The organism is Evansella clarkii, assembly GCF_002019695.1.
Taxonomy (GTDB): Bacteria; Bacillota; Bacilli; order Bacillales; family Salisediminibacteriaceae; genus Evansella; species Evansella clarkii.
Window position 1 is genome coordinate 273,576 of record NZ_KV917376.1, and the last position, 16,671, is coordinate 290,246.

A 16,671-nucleotide genomic window follows, 5' to 3' on the forward strand; every position below is an offset into this window, starting at 1 on the left:
AATTTCGCTGATATACCTCAAAACCAATAAAAAAAAAGCGCCTCTGCTCGTTGCAGAAGCGCATCTCACTCACTATTTAACAGAAACCTGATAAATTTCAGTAAGAATTATACCTGTTTTTTTAACCGAATCATATTCCACGAGAGTTTAGGCAAAATACCAACTACTTTACCGCTTTCCATATAGGATTCACCCTTATTATGTGGTCTTACTTGTTCATTGCCTGATGTATTGGCACCCTTCGGATCATCATTTTGTAATACGACGTGTTCAGCTACTTCATATCCTTCAAATGATCGGGCGTCTATATCCACTTGCAATGTATTTTCCAGATGACGGTTTACAGCAAAAATAACAACCTCGTCTTTTTCCTCGTTATACACTACTGATGTATCTAAATAAGGCACGTCTGTATAGTCGGTACTATCATATTTTGGTGAGCTGATTATTGGGTTGAGTGCCACCCCTCTTCCATAAACAGAGGTGTAGTAAAAAGGATAGAAAATGGTTTGCTTCCAAGCCCCTCCGCCATTTTTTGTCATGATCGGTGCAATGACATTGACTAATTGTGCCATGGCGGCAATTTTCACACGGTCAGAATGGCGGATCAGCGTATTCAACATACAACCTACAAGAAGAGCATCCTCAAATGTATACACATCTTCTAATTGAGGAGGTGCAACTGACCATGGTTCCAGCTTTTTATCCTGGTCCTTGGAATGGAACCAGACATTCCACTCGTCAAAACTTAAATTAATCGTTTTCTTACTGCGCTTTTTTGCCTTTATATAATCACATGTGGATATAACCGTATGAATAAAATTCTCCATATCCAGGGAATTAGCAAGAAAATTTGCTGTATCATTATCGTGGTTTTCATAATATTGGTGCAGTGATACATAATCGGCAAAATCATATGTATGGTCTAACGTAATAGCCTCCCACTCCGGGAAGGTAGGCATGCCTGCACCGGAACTGCCGCAGCTTACCAATTCTATTGAAGGATCAACTAAACGCATTGCTTTTGCTGTTTCTGCTGCCAGCCGGCCATATTCCACAGGAGTCTTCTGTCCTATCTGCCACGAGCCGTCCATTTCATTTCCCAGGCACCAGGTTTTTATATTATGGGGTTCCTTATAACCGTGTTGTTTCCTTAAGTCGCTCCATGCAGTTCCCCCTGAATGGTTCGCATATTCCACCAGATTCCTGGCCGCATCGATTCCCCTTGTTCCGAGGTTAACTGCCATCATGACTTCCGAGTTTGCTTTCTTTGCCCAATCCAAAAATTCATTGGTGCCAACCTGATTTGTTTCAATCACACCCCATGCCAGCTCCAGCCTCCGGGGACGGTCCTCTTTTGGCCCAACACCATCTTCCCAGTTATAAGCAGATACCATGTTTCCGCCAGGGTATCTGATAATCGGCACTTGCAGCTCCTTCACCAGATCGAGAACATCCTGTCTGAACCCTTGTTCGTCTGCGCTTGGGTGGTCAGGTTCATAAATCCCTCCATAAACAGCCCGTCCAAGATGCTCGATGAAAGATCCGTAAATACGTTTATCAATGTTAGAGATTATGAAATCTTTATCAATTATCATTTTTGCTTTGGAAAAATCAGTTGCCAATCCACTCCGCCCTTTCTTCTGTACTTATTCAACGAGATCCTTTAAAGCGTTTCAAAGTCCTGTCTTTAATTGTATAGTTTCACCTCTGTCTCTACAAATTTTTTTAAGGTTGTATACAAATGAAGTAGCTCCCCATAATTTGATCAACTTATGAGAAGCTTCATTTTAAATTTCAGAATCGGAAAATCAAAAGAAATCTTCCTTTCTTTTATCCCGGCATTTTTGGATCAATGGTAATTCTTTTGTTGAATACACCTCTTGCCCTATATAGTCGTCAGGCGGGAGCTATTGTTTCCTGTTCCTGAACACAAAAGTATAAATCAAAGAAAATAACCTTTTATTTTAAACCACACTCAAATGTACTGTCAATAATAAATTTGCTAAATTTCTAAAAAATGTTATAATAATATTAGAGTTATTTTTTAATCGTATTCAAATTCTTTTGTAACCCTTTGCAGATAGAATTTGGATACGTTTTTTTATATCTATCCTTCAAAAGACGAGGACTAAATCGAACTAACCAGGACTCTGATAGAGAGAACCAGCTTATTACAAGGAGGCAAAAATAATGAATTTAATCAATAAAGAGGTAACCCACGAGCGTTTTGGCCAAGGGAGTGTTGTTGAACATACTGATTCTTTAGTAGAAATACACTTCGCAACGGATAATAAAAAGTTTGTTTTCCCAGACGCATTTGCAAAGCACCTGAAGCTGCATGACAAAATTACTGCCAAATCACTTGAAAAGGTTTTATTAAAAAAAGAGAGCGAACGGGAGAAGGCAGAACAGGCAAAGGAAGAAGAAATACAACTGCAGCGTGAAGAACAGCAGTTTCGCCTGGAACACGAAAAACTGATGAAGGCTCATAAACTTCATTCCAAATCACAAATGGTATTTTGGTGTGATACGGACGAACTGAGCAGTGTTTTTAAAGAGTGGAGAGTTTTTACTGGTGTAGTTAAAAGCGGTAATGACAAAGGAAAGCCAAAAAAACCTACCCGCACATTTCCAAACAGTGTCTCCCTTATAACAGCCAGAGATTCCGGCATGGCCGAAAAAGACAGACGTATCTTAGGTGTTTATATGGTAAATGAAGAGTTCATCGGTAAGTTCTGTGAAGATGGATATATTCCTGCTCATTCAGAATACAGGCTGCAACTTACAGAACAGGAATCTGACAGAATGCGTTTTTGGAAATATTACGTAAATGAAACCTCCCCTCACAGAATGAACTGGAATACAGGTAAATACCGTTATTTTGAAAATGTATGGATGGCTCAAATTTTACTTGATATCGTTTCTTTAAAAAGTGACACACAGGAACGAGAACTGGCACAGGACTTTTTTGAACATTTTTGCAGAATGAACCGGATTAGAGAAGATGAGTTACCAGAGCCAAATGGAGCTTTAATGCGTATATAGATTACTGCTCGTACCAATCAGAACGGGTATTTATACACAACCAATGCTGTCTCAAAAAGGTACTCTAAAATCTAAAGAAAAAAGGTCACGAGAATAACTCGTGGCCTTTAACTTATTGATACTTCTCCTCAAACGTATTCTACAACCAATCGCCGTATACCCACATTCGGCTATCAGGATTTTAATATTTCACTGTATTTAACGAAAATACTGGATAACTTTATTTAAAAGATGCAATTTAGACTGCATCTTATCTTTCATACTTTCATATTACAAACCTGCTATTCTTGGGATTAATAAGACAGCATCTTCCCAGTAAGTGATGATTAGCAGAACAACTATACCCATAATTAAAAATGGAAAGACTGCTTTTACTAATTTTTCAAATTTCACCTCAGCAATGGAAGAAACAATAAACAGTCCAGTACCAACCGGAGGTGTTAATAACCCGATTGTTAAGTTTATACAGATAATGACCCCAAAGTGAATCGGATCAATACCAAATGCCATAACCAATGGCATTAGAACTGGGATTAAAATAATTAATGCAGCAATACCATCAAGCACAGCACCTAGAAGAAGCAGCATTAAATTTAATAGTAAGAGAAACACCAGCGGATTGTCTGATAAGGACAGCATCGTATCAGCCACCATTTGCGGTATCTGCTCAAAAGCAATCATCCACCCGAAAATATTAGCCATTGCTATTAAAAAGGTTACAGTGGCGGTGCTGATTACCGTATTTAATAAAATCTTTGGTGCATCTTTAAATTTCAGTTTTCTGTACAAAAATGCGCCAACTAAATATGCTACCAGGCATGCAATTGCTGCAGATTCAGTTGCTGTAAAAGCTCCGCTTAATATACCAAAAATAATAATCAATGGGACGAGGAGTGATGGCAGCACATTTACAAAACTTAAGAAGATTTCCTTTCCTGTTGCCTTCTCGCTTTTTGGAAAATTATATTTGTAACCTAAGTATGAAATTAAAGCAATGAAACCAGCACCATACATAATTCCCGGAATAATCCCAGCCATAAAAAGTCCCCCGATAGAAGTACCGGATAAAGTTCCATATATGATGAAAATCATACTCGGCGGGATGATAGGAGCCACAATTGATGAAGAAAGTGTGAGTGCAGAAGAAAACTCCCTCTTATATCCCTCCTTTTCCATCTCGGGAACCATCACTCTGCTCATCATTGCTGCCTGGGCATTAGCAGAACCAAGAATGGATGCTAAAAACATATTAGAGATTACTGTTACGTATGCCAATCCCCCGCGAACATGGCCGATTAATACTCGTGAAAATTTCACCAGCTTAGTTGTTATCCCTCCGCTGTTCATTAACTCTCCAGCGAGCATAAATAAAGGGATTGCCAGCAGGCCGAAGTTTTCCAGACCTGTAAAAAGCCTCATTGGAGTAGTTTCCAGTAGCATAGGATTGCCCGCAAGCAGTAAATATAATACTGTTGTCATGCCAAGGACAAGGGAAATGGGTATTCCGATCAGCAGCAAAACAAAAAATGCTATGATAACTATTAGTGTCATTTAAGCTTTCCCTCCTGGATTGTTCCAATGAGATTATTCAAAATATGGACCGAGGCAAAAGTAAGACCTACAGGAACAGCACTATATGGGATCCACATAGGAATCTGCAGAGCGGTGGACCTCTGAAAACCAACACTAGGAGACATTACCCATTTATAACAGTAATACAAAATAAAAACTAAAAACAAAAGCATGAGAAGATAGCCTGTAATCTGAATTATCCGCCTTACATTGGCGGGTACATAATCGATTAAAATTGTTACAGAAGCCTGGGACTTATATTTAAGTCCCAGACTTCCGCCTATGAAGCTGATCCACGCTAACAAAAAGATTGATACTTCCCCTGCCCAGGATAAGGGGGAATTAAGGAAGTATCTGAAAATAACCGAGGCAGCTACAACAACGGCCATTATAAGCATCAGGAAAGCAGCTGTTACTTTTTCTATTTTTGCTATGCTATCACTTATTGTTTGCAAGAAGCTTCCCCCTTCAATCTGACTTAATTCCTGTATTGATCAATAAATTCCGCAATTAAAGGATCCAGCTCACGATATTTCTCATCAAACATTTCGATCTGCTCTGTAAATACGCTCCTGTCAAGTTCGTATACATTCATTCCTTCATCAGCTAATTGCTGTTTGAATTCTTCCTCCTGTGCAGATCTTTCTGTTACAGCATAATCAGCAGCTGCAGCTAAAGCATCTCTGATTATTTGCTGATCTTCCTCTGGCATATCTTCAAACACTTCTTTATTTACAACAGCTACTGACGGCCAAACCATATGATTTGTCACCGCTGCATGGTCCACAACCTCGGAATAATTATTCGTAATTGTTGCATCCAGGTCCATATCCATTCCGTCAATGACCCCTGTCTGTACAGCGGCATATACTTCCGGTAAAGGCAGCCCTTCTGTTGAAGCACCGGTAGAATGGTAGAAATCCTGCATTGGCGGACTAGGTGTTACGCGAAGCTGAAGTCCTTCCATATCCTCAGGTGACTGCACTTCTACATCTTTGAAAAGCATAACTCGCATTCCCGCAAATAAATAATCTAATCCGAGAAGGCCTTGTTCTTCAAGAGTACCAAGAATTTCTTTAGAAACATCTGACGTACGCGCTTCGTGTACCTCCTCCAGGGAATCAAAAGCATACGGCATGAACCAGGCAGAGAATGCAGTTGATCTCGAGCTTAAATATGCTGAAGTAATTAAACCGAAATCTACAGAACCTTGAATGATCTGCTCGACCATATCTGCTTCTGTTCCAAGCTGACTTGCAGGATAAATCTCAAGACTCATCCTTCCTCCTGATCGTTCATCCAGCTCTTCTCCAAATCTTTCGGCTGCCAGATGCCACATATGGTTTGTCGGTGTTATATGAGCCAGTTTGAAAGAATACGTTTCTCCAGGGCCTGCTGCATTGTTACCCGCCTCTTCATCTACCTCATCTTCAGTCTCTGAATTATTTGTATCTGAATTATTTGTATCTGAAGTACTTGTATCCTGAGCACCAGAATTGTCATCCCCGCAACCAGCCATAAACATAAACAATCCCATAAATACTAGAATGTAAAAAGCATTCTTTATAAATTTCATTTCGTCTCCTCCTGAGATCATTTTAATATTCAGAACATTATATATTTGCTGCACTGGTCCTTTACCAGCCCAGTAATTTTAAAAGTTTTGCTTTTCACCTAAATCAGCTAATTCTCTGACCCTGGAATATAATGTAATTAAGCCACTATCATACAGACAGTCTGGACAGCAGGATGACTCCAAGCTGCACTTCGGTTCACTTTAACCCTCCTCCAATTTAGTTATCCCAGCTGTTGCCCAATTTTCTTTTTTCACCTCTATCAGAAGAACCTTTATTTTTTCCGGCGGGGCACCTAAAGAACTTGCTATAGCATTAGTGGTTTCTGTAATAAGTTTCTTCTTCTCTTTCTGTGAACGGCCTTCGAGAATGTGGATATGCGCTATTGGCATTGCTCTACTCCTTGACTTCCAGTTTTACTTCAGCTAAATCATCGAAATAAATTTCTATTCTGTCTCCAGCATAAATATTGACTGCTTCTGTAATTCCACCGGCTAAAACAACCATGCCCGCCTTCAGAGAATGCCCTGAATTACTGAGCATTTTCACAAGCTCCACAACGGATTTTACAGGATGCTCCAGTACATCTGATCCCAGCCCGCTCTGTAATTTCTCTCCGTTACGATACATACTAACTTTCATTTTTTCCCACGAGGTATGGTATGGTGAGAAAGCTTGGTTACCCAGGTAAAACTTAGTCGAAGAAGCATTATCTGCGACAACATCAACTAATGTAAAGGAAAAATTTTTATATCTGCTGTCAATTACTTCAAGCGCTGGAAATATGCACTCTGTTGCAGCCCATACATCACGAACTGTGACATCTGGACCAGACAGGTCTTTATTGAGCACAAAAGCAAGCTCTGGCTCTACCCGTGGATGAATCAACCCCTTCATATGAAGAACTGGTTCTGAAAGCTCCATCGATTTAGTCAGCCTTCCATAAATCGCTTCATCTACCCCTACAGACTTTTGTTTAGCAAGGCTTGTCAGCCCCATTTTCCAGCCAACAAGGCTGTCACCTCGTTCTATAGCTTCATCGACGGCTAACTCCTGTATCTTGTATGCATCTTCTACTGTCAATCTGGAATTTTCAATGGTAATTTTGTCCATTTCCACACCAGTTTGCTGGTGTTGGTCAATTTTTAAAGCCAGTTCCTGTAAATTCAAGTTGTTACCTCCTCATAAACTTCTATTTTTTACACAAAAGACATTTTTACATCAATATTCATAGTATCCCTTTAAATAAACGTGACCGCCGCTTCCCCAAGTTCACTAATACTTGCCCGGAAACTATCGCCCGGCTTAGCATCCACTGCTGCTGACAGAGCCCCGGATAAAATCACCTCACCGGCTTTTAGGCTGATCCCGTAATCAGCAAGCTTATTTGCGAGCCATGCAACACAATTAGCAGGATGTCCCAGAACATCGGCTCCTGCCCCTGTATTAATAAGTTCCTCATTTTTATACAAGTGCATTTCTATATCAGCCAGATTTACTTTATCAGGGTTAATCCGCTTTTCACCGAGAACATACAATCCAGAGGAAGCATTATCAGCTATTGTATCTGCAAGTTTTATTTTCCAGTCAGCTATTCTGCTGTCAACAATCTCAAGTGCCGGAAGCACAAAGGCCGTTGCCTTTAAAACGTCCTCAGATGTAATATCCGGGCCGATTAGGTCTTCTTTTAAAACAAAAGCCACTTCCCCTTCAACTTTCGGTTGCATTACACGGTTAAATGGTACTGAACTATGATTCTTTATATCCATGTAATCAAATAAATGACCGTAGTCCGGTTCCGATACACCCAGCAACTGCTGCATTGCTGCTGAAGTCAATCCGATTTTCTTTCCAGTAATCTTATGTCCCTGGTTTAGTTTATAACCTACAGTCTCAAGCTGGATCTTATAAGCTTGTTCCACGGTAATTTCAGAAACTGTTTCTGTAATCGCTTTAACTCCTTCACGCTTCTTCTCTGCCTGCAGCAGGTATTCGGAGTAGTCTTTTATTTTTACACTCATTTTTTTCTCTCCTTTCTATTACGCTCTTAGTTTAATAGTTAAATTTGATAAAGTACTGTTAAATCAAGCTATGCATACCGACCTCCTGCCCTATGTCTATGAGTAATCAGTAAGCGCTTTCAAGTAACTTCATATAACCTAGCTCTTTGAAATGAGCTTTGCTGTTTTACCACACTCTGAATTATGTATCTTCCTTCAAGACAAACTAAAGGAATAACCAACTACTCTGGAAATAGAAATCTTCATCTCGTATAAACTTTTGATATAAATTGTTAAATTAACAAGCTTTCCACTATCATTACCTAGTTTTCAGCAATATTATAAATTAGCTGAAAATTATAAAATATCTTTAAATTTCAAATTATGAAACTTTTAGTTATTTTTTATGATTTTTCCTTCTTTTAACAAACTAATTATGTGCCAGTACCAGATCCATCTGGACGGGTTACACTAGTGAGTGGGGAATGATTTCTTCCTACGGAGATTCAAATAGGAGATTCTTATATGTTGACGTATGTGATATGTCATGAGGAATTTGAGAATGAGCGAGACTTTCTCTGCCTTGCGAGGCAGCCGGAGTAGTGAATATTATTTTACAAAAAACAGAGACGGCTTTCTTGCAATTGAACAAGAAAGCCGTCTAGTTATGAGGTCAATTTATTTTTCATACAGACAATACTAAAATTACCAGTATAATCCATTCAGCGCTAATAATAGGGTGATGTTAACTTATCACTCTGAAACTGATATCGACACTACACCTAGACCATCAAAGGCAGCAATCACGGAATCACCAGCATTTATTGTAATTGCTTCAGACATTGCTCCACTTAACACTATATCACCTTTTTTAAATCCTCTTCCTCTTTTGGCAAGACTTCGTGCTGCCCATACCATTGCTTTTAAGGGATGCTCTAGAACAGCTGCACTTGAACTTGTCTGTTCAACATATCCATTTTTACTCATAACCATCCCTATATTCCCCAAATCCAGAGACTCAGGCAACACTAACTTACTTCCAATTATAAATTTAGCTGAGGAACAATTGTCAGCAATAACATCAACAAGTTTAAATCGAAAGTCCTTATATCTGCTATCGATAATTTCCAGAGCTGGGGCAACATACTTCGTTCCTCGCAAAATATCTTCTTCCGTTATATTTTCCCCCTGGATATCTTCACCAATCAAGAATGCTATTTCCGGCTCGACTTTCGGGTGTATTAATTCAGAAAAGCGAATCGGCTCCCATTCATATGCAAGCATATCAGCATGTAAATATCCATATATAGATTCATTTACACCCATCATTTTTTGTTTCGCTTTACTTGTTAATCCTAATTTTATCCCGGCTGTTTTTGTATTTTTTTCTTTAAGCCGTCTTTCAAGCAACCCATCCTGCAGTTCATAGGCTTGACTGATTGTCAATTCAGAATGTTCATCCGTAATTTTAATAACTTCATGAGCATCTCTTTCAGCATACAGCAAGTATTCGATTATGTCTTTATCCGTACTTGTTTTCAATGTCATGCTACACCTCCACCCTCTTCTCCTTTGCCAGATTAGCTGCCACATCTAAAATCATATCTTCCTGACCGCCTATAACTTTCAATCTTCCAAGTTCCATTAAAATATCCCGGGGATCAACTCTAAATCGTTTGCCTGCTTTTTCTGCATGGAGCAGGAAGCTTGAATAAACCCCTGCATATCCGAGGGCCAGGCTTCCTTTTTTGATTTCCTGCGACCCTTGAAGAAGAGGACCTACTACATCTTCAGCAAGATCCATCATTTTATAAATATCAATCCCCAAATCATAGCCCATCCTGTCTAATACAGCGAGCAATACTTCTGTCTGTGTATTGCCTGCTCCTGCACCGAGACAGCGGACACTTCCATCAATTCTTGTTGCGCCTTCTTCAATAGCAGCAAGTGTATTTGCTACAGCGACGGAGAGATTATTATGAGCATGGAATCCTACTTCTATCGATAGATTCTCAGCTAGAGCACGGACACGGTCCCTGACTTCATCTGGAAGTAATGCTCCCGCAGAGTCCGTAACGTATACCGCCTGTGCTCCGTAACTTTCCATTAATTTAGCCTGCTCGACTAATTTTTCCACAGGGACAGAATGGGCCATCATTAAAAAACCAAGTGCCTCCATTCCTGCTTCCCTTGCATAATTTATATGCTGGGCGGATACATCTGCTTCCGTCACATGGGTCGCAACCCTGACGAGACTCGCTCCACGATTTTTCGCTTCTTTTAAATCATGTATCGTGCCAATGCCAGGCAAAAGGAGAACGGCAATTTTAGAGGTTTTCGCTTCTTCAACTGCAGCCTCAATCAGCGCCAATTCATCAACGAGTGACCTTCCGTACTGTAGTGTCGAGCCTCCCAGTCCATCTCCATGGCTCACTTCGATGTAATGCATTCCCGCATCGTCCAGTGCCCTTGTTACATCCCTGACCTGTTTTTCTGTAAATTGATGTGAAACCGCGTGGCTTCCATCACGTAATGATACTTCAGTAAATTTAATATCTTTACCTTTTTGTTCCGTCATTGGATTACTCCTCTCATTCGAAATTACGATACGGTATTTAATTTACGTGCGAAGTCCTCGCCAACTTTCTTTGCAGCCGCAGTCATAATATCTAGATTTCCTGCATAAATTGCAAAATAATCCCCTGCGCCTTCCACTTCAACTAAAATCGTCACTTTATTACCGTCAAACAGGGGCTCTTGTTTTAAATGGTAGCCCGGTACATATGATTGAACGGTTTTCACCATATCGTGAATGGCTTTACTAATCTTTTCTTCGTCTAAGTTTTTCACTTCACAATAAATTGTATCTCTCATCATAATTGGAGGATCGGCTGGGTTTAGAATGATAATCGCTTTCCCCTGATCTGCCCCGCCGACTTCCTCAATGCCCCGTTTTGTGGTAATGGTAAATTCATCAATATTTGCTCTCGTTCCAGGTCCGGCACTGGCACTTGAAATCGTCGCGACTATTTCCGCATACGTGACATCCGCCACTTCATTAACCGCATGAACAAGGGGAATAGTTGCCTGACCGCCGCATGTAATCATATTTACATTATCATACTCTTTGTTCTCTTCCGGCTGCCCGACTGCCGGACAAAAGAATGGACCTACTGCAGCGGGAGTTAAATCGATCACCATCTTACCAAGCTCTTTTAAAACTTTCGCATGTTCGATATGAGCTTTTGCCGATGTGGCGTCAAAAAATAAATCAGCGAGGTCCGGATTGTCAATAACTGCCTGGATTCCATTTACAAAAGTTTCGTAGCCTTTTTGCTGAGCTCGTTTAATTCCATCAGAATCCGAATCAATTCCTATCATAGCTGCCAATTCAACAACATCGCTGTTTTCAAGCTTATACATTAGGTCGGTACCAATATTACCACTGCCTATGATTGCGGCTTTTACCTTTTCCATCATTTACCCCTCTCTTTCGTTAGCCTTTTACAGCCTTAAACTTACTTAAAAACCACTCTCACTGTGCCAAGCTGTCCAAAATCTGCTTCAACCTTATCATCTTTTGTAACAGGAACGGCAGCAGACAGGGCTCCTGGTAAAATTAATTCTCCTTTTTTCAATTCAATATTAAAATCAGCGAGCTTATTGGCGAGCCAGGCAATTGCTTCCGCCGGGTGACCGAGGACCGCGGAACCTGAACCTGTTCCGACAATTTCATTATTCTTTCTCAAAATCATCCCATTGGAACGCATATTGATTTCATTTAAATGTATTCTGTCATCTCCAACGACCACCTTGGCACATGAGCCATTGTCCGCCACTGTATCCTCGAGTTTAATTTTCCAGTCCGCAATACGGCTGTCAATGATTTCGATTGTTGGCACAACATAATCCGTTGCCATAAGTACATCCAAATATGTAATATTTGGACCGGCCAGATCTTCATTCAAAACAAAACCTATCTCTGCTTCCACTCTTGGCGCAACCAATGAATCAATGTGCACCGTTCCACCATTCTTGACTTTCATCCCTTCAAAGAGGTGGCCATAGTCCGGCTCCTTCACGCCTAACATATCCTGCATTGCTTTACTAGTTAACCCAACTTTTTTCCCAATGACTCCTACGCCCCGCTCTTCTTTCAGTTTCACAGTTTCAAGTTGTATATGGTAGGCGTCCTCAACCGACAATAATGGGTCACGTTCTGTAAAAGGCTGAATTCCTTCTGTTTTCTCCTCTGCTTCCTGAAGTTCTATTGCATAATTCAATAGTTTTAAAGACATCGAGCTACCCTCACTCTCCCTTGCGAGAAATTTAAAATAACAAGACGCCATTCAGTTTAGGAGTAAATGGCGTCCTAATCAAACATTGAGCAAACGATTAACCGGGATTTACTTTTTTATCGTAATTGTTTTAGCTTCTGAATAAAATTCAAAGCTGTGCCTTCCCCCTTCACGTCCGATTCCACTCGCTTTCGAACCTCCAAAAGGTGTGCGTAAATCTCGGACGTACCAGCAATTGACCCATAACAGTCCGGAATCGATGGAAGAAGTTACCCTGTGGGCTCTTCTTAAGTCATTTGTCCAGACCACTCCCGCAAGTCCGTAAATCGAATCATTCGCTATATTTATTGCTTCTTCTTCAGTTTTAAAAGGAATGATGACTGGAACAGGACCGAAGATTTCTTCCTGTGCTACCCGCATTTTATTGTCTACATCGTATAAAACAGTAGGCTTATAGAAATTTCCTTCTTCAATTCCTTGCGCTCTTTCTCCCCCGTAAGCAAGCTTTGCTCCTTCATCAAGTCCGATTTGAACATAATTATCTACAGTTTCCAGATGGCTTTTTGATACAAGAGCCCCCATATCCGTCTTCTCATCCATTGGATTGCCCACTTTTATTTGCTTGACGGCTGCTGTAAATTTATCAAGAAACTTGTCGTAAATACTCTCTTGTACGAGAATCCGTGAGCCAGCCAGACATATTTCCCCCTGGTTGCGGAAAATTGCTTCTATGGATCCTTCTACCGCTTCATCTAACTCAGCGTCTTCAAATACAATATTTGCAGATTTTCCACCAAGCTCTAAGGAGACTGGGATAAGGCTTTTTGCGGCGTTTTCCATCACTGTTTTACCAGTTTCCGTTTCGCCGACAAATGATAAACGGCGAACGTTTGGATTTGTCGCCATTTCTGTTCCCACCACACCCCCAGGACCGGTAATTATATTTAATGCCCCGGGAGGGAGACCCGCTTCATTAGCTATTTCCCCTAATTTAACGGCACTTAATGGCGTGTAGGATGCTGGCTTCACAACAACTGTATTCCCGGCAGCAAGCGCGGCGGAAGCTTTCCATGTCATCTGCATGAACGGTAAATTCCAGGGAATAATGAGACTCGTAACCCCGGCCGGCGCATACTGAGAAAATGACATAAATTTACTCATGTCATAATGTTCCTGAGTCATATATTTGGCCAATTCTGCGAAAAATCTGAAATTGGAAGCCGCCCTTGGGATATCAAAATCTCTGCTTTCCCTAATCGGCTTTCCAACATCCATTGTTTCAATATAAGCAAGCTCATCCACCTTCTCAAGAATCAGGTCGGACATTCTGCATAAAATTTCGGATCTTTCTTCAACCGGCATTTTACTCCATACACCGCTTTTAAATGTCCTTTGAGCCGCGTCAATTGCCCGCTTCGTATCAACTTCATCTGCACTGGCTACCTGCGCCAGTACTTGATTGTTTGCCGGATTAATAGTTTCAAATGTTCTTTCGGAATGAGCATCCACATATTCCCCGTCTATAAATAGTTTTGCATCTTGTAAACGCTTTTGATTAGAAATTAATTCCTTCGCCACCGTCATTCCCCCTTAGTCTTCAACTTCAACGATTATTTCTATTTCAATCGCTGTGTTATTCGGCAGTTGAGCCATACCTACTGCTGAGCGTCCATGCTTCCCCTTTTCGCCGAATACCTCGCCTAACAGATCCGAGGCGCCATTTGCCACAGCCGGCTGCTCCGTAAAATCTTCAGTGGAATTTACCATAACAAGGAGTTTCACAAATTTATTTACCTTGCTTAAGTCTCCTAATTCATTTTTGACTACAGCCAACAGGTTCAGCATCGATTGCCGGGCTGCTAAATAACCATCTTCGGTTGTCAGTTCACGTCCCAGTTTGCCGTGATACTGATCAACACCTTGCCCTGCTGTAAACAGCAGGTTTCCCGTCCGCACACAACTTATATAATTACCGACGGCAGGACGCAGCTCAGGGAGTTTCAGCCCAAGTTCCTCCAGCTTATCTTCCGGGCTTTTCACTTGACTATTCACTTGCCAATCACTTCCCTCACATCAACATTTAAGAATTCCAATGCATTCATCCCTAATATTCTTTTTTTGACACTGTCCGAGAGTTCCACTGTTTCATCAACAACTTTTCCAGGCGGAATTTCTCTTAACAGGAATGGATAATCTGATCCCATCACAATTTTTTCATAGCCAAAGCGTTCGATTAAGTAGTTTAAATTTTGCGGATCATAATTTAATGAATCAAAGTAAAAGTTCTTCGCATAGTAGCTTGGAAGTTCGCTCGTTTTCCGAAGATGCGGCCAAACTTTCCAGCCTTGATCCAATCTCGGCAAAATGTAAGGGAATGAACCTCCCCCGTGGGCAAAACATACCTTGAGATTCGGGAACTGCTCTATAACCGCCCCGCATATCAGACTGGCGGCGGCAAGTGCCGTTTCACTTGGCATACCGACCGTATACATGAAATTATGACGGGGCATTCTTTCCCTGCCCAAAGTTTCCCATGGATGAACAAACAGAGGTACCTGCCATTCTTCCGCTTTTCTGAAAAACTCGGTAAATGCAGGATCATCCAGGTTTTTCCCATTTATATTCGTTCCGATTTCAATTCCCTTTAAACCAAGCTCTTTTACGCATCTTTCCATTTCACGAATCGAAACATCCACGTCCTGAAGCGGAACAGTCCCAAGCCCGATAAATCTATCCGGATTATGTTTAACGGTTTCGGCAATAAAATCATTCTGAATTTTAGCCATTTCTTCGGCCGCTTCTGGTTTCGCCCAATAAGAGAAAGTCACAGGAATGGGCGACAACACTTGAATGTCGACGCCTTCCCTGTCCATATCCTCAATCCTTTTTTCCGGACTCCATACCTGATCCGTTACCTCACGGAACACTTTTCCATCAACCATAATGTTTGCTCCGCATGAACATGTTTTTTCCAGTGTAGGCCAGCGTCCTCCCCCATACTTTTCTGCAAAATCAGGAAGGCTTTCAGGAATAATATGAGTATGGAAATCTACTCTTACATCCTTCATTTAACTTCCTCCGGGGTCCATTCTTTGACTTCTTCAGGCATAACATGGCCGCAGTGATCGCAAGTTCTCAAATCTTTGCTGGCATTAAATTGATTAATCGCTTCCTTTAATTGTGTCGCAATATCTGTGAGCTCCAATGTGACACGGTGCATTTCATGGTTACAGTTATCGCAATACCACACCATGTGCTCCTTAATTCCCTCACCTCTAGGCTCTTCTATAACCATTCCAATCGTATCGGCAATCCTGTGAGGGGAATGCGGCACATTAGCCGGGAGCATGAAAACTTCTCCTTCTTTAACAGTTACGACTTCCCGTTCTCCCTCATCGTTAATGATTTCAACAAAGCAGTCGCCTTTAATCTGGTAGAAAAACTCTTCTGCCGGGCTGATATGAAAATCGCGGCGTTTGTTAGGACCGCCTACCATCATGACAATCATGTTTGATCCTGGGAACATTTCCTTATTATTTACCGGCGGCTGAAGCCTGTCCTCATTCTCCTTAATCCAGCCTTGTAAACTAACTGCATTAAATTCTCTAGCCATTTCTATTACCTCCAATTTTATTTTTTACAGAAGAGGGATTGCCTGTTCCATCTTCCCTTCTGAAATCAACTGTCTAATCCGCGTAGACGAAATCCGTTCACCGTCTGCACAGCATACCGGGCGGATCGTCTCCACCTTAAAATAATCTCTCAGCATATTTACATCTCCCGCCCTTTTATAACCAAACTTAAAGTCTTCACCAACGATAATATGGCGGGGGTTCATGTTTTTTAATTCACAGATAAAGGAAAAGGCGGATCTGTTTAAATACTCCCTATTGAACTTAGCAACAACTACGTAATCGACTCCAAGCTCCCTTATTTTCTCAATCTTTTCTTCATAAGGAAGAAGAATCCGGGCCTGTTGAAAATAAACACGCGGCGAGGGAGAGAAGGTATAGATCACACTCGGAACACTAAGCTTTGCTGCTCTTTCGACCGTACACCTTATTACTTCCTGATGTCCTTTATGAATTCCGTCAAAGGCGCCGATCGCCATTGCAGACCCTTCAAGCTTAAAATTGTGAGAATGATGGACTTGCACGATTTTCCCTCCCCTTTAACAAG

The 16,671-nt window shown here is 41.1% G+C and carries 17 protein-coding genes; 1 reads left to right on the forward strand and 16 read right to left on the reverse strand.

Going from position 1 to position 16,671, the window contains the following annotated elements:
• Positions 1-107: 107 nt before the first annotated feature.
• A complete protein-coding gene (gene arfA / locus BK582_RS01130; protein WP_078597734.1) occupies positions 108-1,598 on the reverse strand; it encodes an arabinosylfuranosidase ArfA in 1,491 nt (496 codons plus the stop codon).
• A gap of 595 nt (positions 1,599-2,193) precedes the next feature.
• Between arfA and BK582_RS01135 the strand changes: the two genes are divergently transcribed.
• On the forward strand, positions 2,194-3,048 hold the full coding sequence (locus tag BK582_RS01135) for a malate synthase (RefSeq protein ID WP_078592609.1): 855 nt from the start codon (positions 2,194-2,196) through the stop codon (positions 3,046-3,048).
• A gap of 270 nt (positions 3,049-3,318) precedes the next feature.
• Here BK582_RS01135 and BK582_RS01140 read toward each other — a convergent pair whose 3' ends face one another.
• The 15 genes from BK582_RS01140 to BK582_RS01210 all read right to left on the reverse strand — a co-directional run bounded on the left by BK582_RS01140 (position 3,319) and on the right by BK582_RS01210 (position 16,648).
• Positions 3,319-4,599, reverse strand: a complete 1,281-nt coding sequence (locus tag BK582_RS01140) for a TRAP transporter large permease (protein WP_078592610.1) — start codon at positions 4,597-4,599, stop codon at positions 3,319-3,321.
• A complete protein-coding gene (locus BK582_RS01145) occupies positions 4,596-5,075 on the reverse strand; it encodes a TRAP transporter small permease (protein ID WP_139368195.1) in 480 nt (159 codons plus the stop codon). Before BK582_RS01145 ends, BK582_RS01140 begins: the two co-directional genes overlap by 4 nt.
• Before the next feature lie 23 nt (positions 5,076-5,098).
• On the reverse strand, positions 5,099-6,196 hold the full coding sequence (locus BK582_RS01150; RefSeq protein WP_244895309.1) for a TRAP transporter substrate-binding protein: 1,098 nt from the start codon (positions 6,194-6,196) through the stop codon (positions 5,099-5,101).
• 201 nt (positions 6,197-6,397) lie between these two features.
• On the reverse strand, positions 6,398-6,586 hold the full coding sequence (locus tag BK582_RS01155) for a 2-hydroxymuconate tautomerase (protein ID WP_078592611.1): 189 nt from the start codon (positions 6,584-6,586) through the stop codon (positions 6,398-6,400).
• A 4-nt stretch (positions 6,587-6,590) separates the two neighbouring features.
• Positions 6,591-7,364: a 2-keto-4-pentenoate hydratase gene (locus BK582_RS01160; protein ID WP_244895310.1), complete on the reverse strand. Its 774-nt coding sequence runs from the start codon at positions 7,362-7,364 to the stop codon at positions 6,591-6,593.
• Positions 7,365-7,435: 71 nt separating this feature from the next.
• The gene (locus BK582_RS01165; RefSeq protein WP_078592612.1) at positions 7,436-8,215 is read right to left on the reverse strand and encodes a 2-keto-4-pentenoate hydratase; all 780 of its coding nucleotides are present in this window, start codon (positions 8,213-8,215) and stop codon (positions 7,436-7,438) included.
• Between the two features lie 732 nt (positions 8,216-8,947).
• Positions 8,948-9,742 carry a 2-keto-4-pentenoate hydratase gene (locus BK582_RS01170; protein WP_078592613.1) on the reverse strand — a complete coding sequence of 265 codons (795 nt, stop codon included), beginning with the start codon at positions 9,740-9,742 and terminating at the stop codon, positions 8,948-8,950.
• A gap of 1 nt (position 9,743) precedes the next feature.
• Positions 9,744-10,772, reverse strand: a complete 1,029-nt coding sequence (dmpG, locus tag BK582_RS01175; protein WP_078592614.1) for a 4-hydroxy-2-oxovalerate aldolase — start codon at positions 10,770-10,772, stop codon at positions 9,744-9,746.
• Between the two features lie 23 nt (positions 10,773-10,795).
• Positions 10,796-11,671, reverse strand: coding sequence for an acetaldehyde dehydrogenase (acetylating) (locus tag BK582_RS01180; protein ID WP_078597738.1), 876 nt, complete (start codon positions 11,669-11,671; stop codon positions 10,796-10,798).
• Positions 11,672-11,712: 41 nt separating this feature from the next.
• Entirely contained in the window at positions 11,713-12,492 is a 780-nt protein-coding gene (locus BK582_RS01185) for a 2-keto-4-pentenoate hydratase (protein ID WP_078592615.1), read from the reverse strand.
• Between the two features lie 108 nt (positions 12,493-12,600).
• On the reverse strand, positions 12,601-14,070 hold the full coding sequence (locus BK582_RS01190) for an aldehyde dehydrogenase (RefSeq protein ID WP_078592616.1): 1,470 nt from the start codon (positions 14,068-14,070) through the stop codon (positions 12,601-12,603).
• A gap of 12 nt (positions 14,071-14,082) precedes the next feature.
• Positions 14,083-14,544 carry a RidA family protein gene (locus tag BK582_RS01195; RefSeq protein ID WP_244895311.1) on the reverse strand — a complete coding sequence of 154 codons (462 nt, stop codon included), beginning with the start codon at positions 14,542-14,544 and terminating at the stop codon, positions 14,083-14,085.
• Positions 14,541-15,560, reverse strand: a complete 1,020-nt coding sequence (locus tag BK582_RS01200) for an amidohydrolase family protein (RefSeq protein ID WP_078592618.1) — start codon at positions 15,558-15,560, stop codon at positions 14,541-14,543. Before BK582_RS01200 ends, BK582_RS01195 begins: the two co-directional genes overlap by 4 nt.
• Complete coding sequence (locus tag BK582_RS01205; RefSeq protein ID WP_078592619.1) at positions 15,557-16,105, reverse strand: 3-hydroxyanthranilate 3,4-dioxygenase; 549 nt, start codon at positions 16,103-16,105, stop codon at positions 15,557-15,559. Before BK582_RS01205 ends, BK582_RS01200 begins: the two co-directional genes overlap by 4 nt.
• Positions 16,106-16,129: 24 nt before the next feature.
• Complete coding sequence (locus tag BK582_RS01210) at positions 16,130-16,648, reverse strand: FAD synthetase (protein ID WP_244895312.1); 519 nt, start codon at positions 16,646-16,648, stop codon at positions 16,130-16,132.
• Positions 16,649-16,671: the final 23 nt, after the last annotated feature.

Excerpts from the sequence above, each read along its gene's own strand:
- arfA (WP_078597734.1), bottom strand. The coding sequence starts at position 1,598 with ATGATAATTGATAAAGATTTCATAATCTCTAACATTGATAAACGTATT.
- BK582_RS01135 (WP_078592609.1), top strand. The coding sequence starts at position 2,194 with ATGAATTTAATCAATAAAGAGGTAACCCACGAGCGTTTTGGCCAAGGG.
- BK582_RS01140 (WP_078592610.1), bottom strand. The coding sequence starts at position 4,599 with ATGACACTAATAGTTATCATAGCATTTTTTGTTTTGCTGCTGATCGGA.
- BK582_RS01150 (WP_244895309.1), bottom strand. The coding sequence starts at position 6,196 with ATGAAATTTATAAAGAATGCTTTTTACATTCTAGTATTTATGGGATTG.
- BK582_RS01155 (WP_078592611.1), bottom strand. The coding sequence starts at position 6,586 with ATGCCAATAGCGCATATCCACATTCTCGAAGGCCGTTCACAGAAAGAG.
- BK582_RS01165 (WP_078592612.1), bottom strand. The coding sequence starts at position 8,215 with ATGAGTGTAAAAATAAAAGACTACTCCGAATACCTGCTGCAGGCAGAG.
- BK582_RS01170 (WP_078592613.1), bottom strand. The coding sequence starts at position 9,742 with ATGACATTGAAAACAAGTACGGATAAAGACATAATCGAATACTTGCTG.
- dmpG (WP_078592614.1), bottom strand. The coding sequence starts at position 10,772 with ATGACGGAACAAAAAGGTAAAGATATTAAATTTACTGAAGTATCATTA.
- BK582_RS01180 (WP_078597738.1), bottom strand. The coding sequence starts at position 11,671 with ATGGAAAAGGTAAAAGCCGCAATCATAGGCAGTGGTAATATTGGTACC.
- BK582_RS01185 (WP_078592615.1), bottom strand. The coding sequence starts at position 12,492 with ATGTCTTTAAAACTATTGAATTATGCAATAGAACTTCAGGAAGCAGAG.
- BK582_RS01200 (WP_078592618.1), bottom strand. The coding sequence starts at position 15,560 with ATGAAGGATGTAAGAGTAGATTTCCATACTCATATTATTCCTGAAAGC.
- BK582_RS01205 (WP_078592619.1), bottom strand. The coding sequence starts at position 16,105 with ATGGCTAGAGAATTTAATGCAGTTAGTTTACAAGGCTGGATTAAGGAG.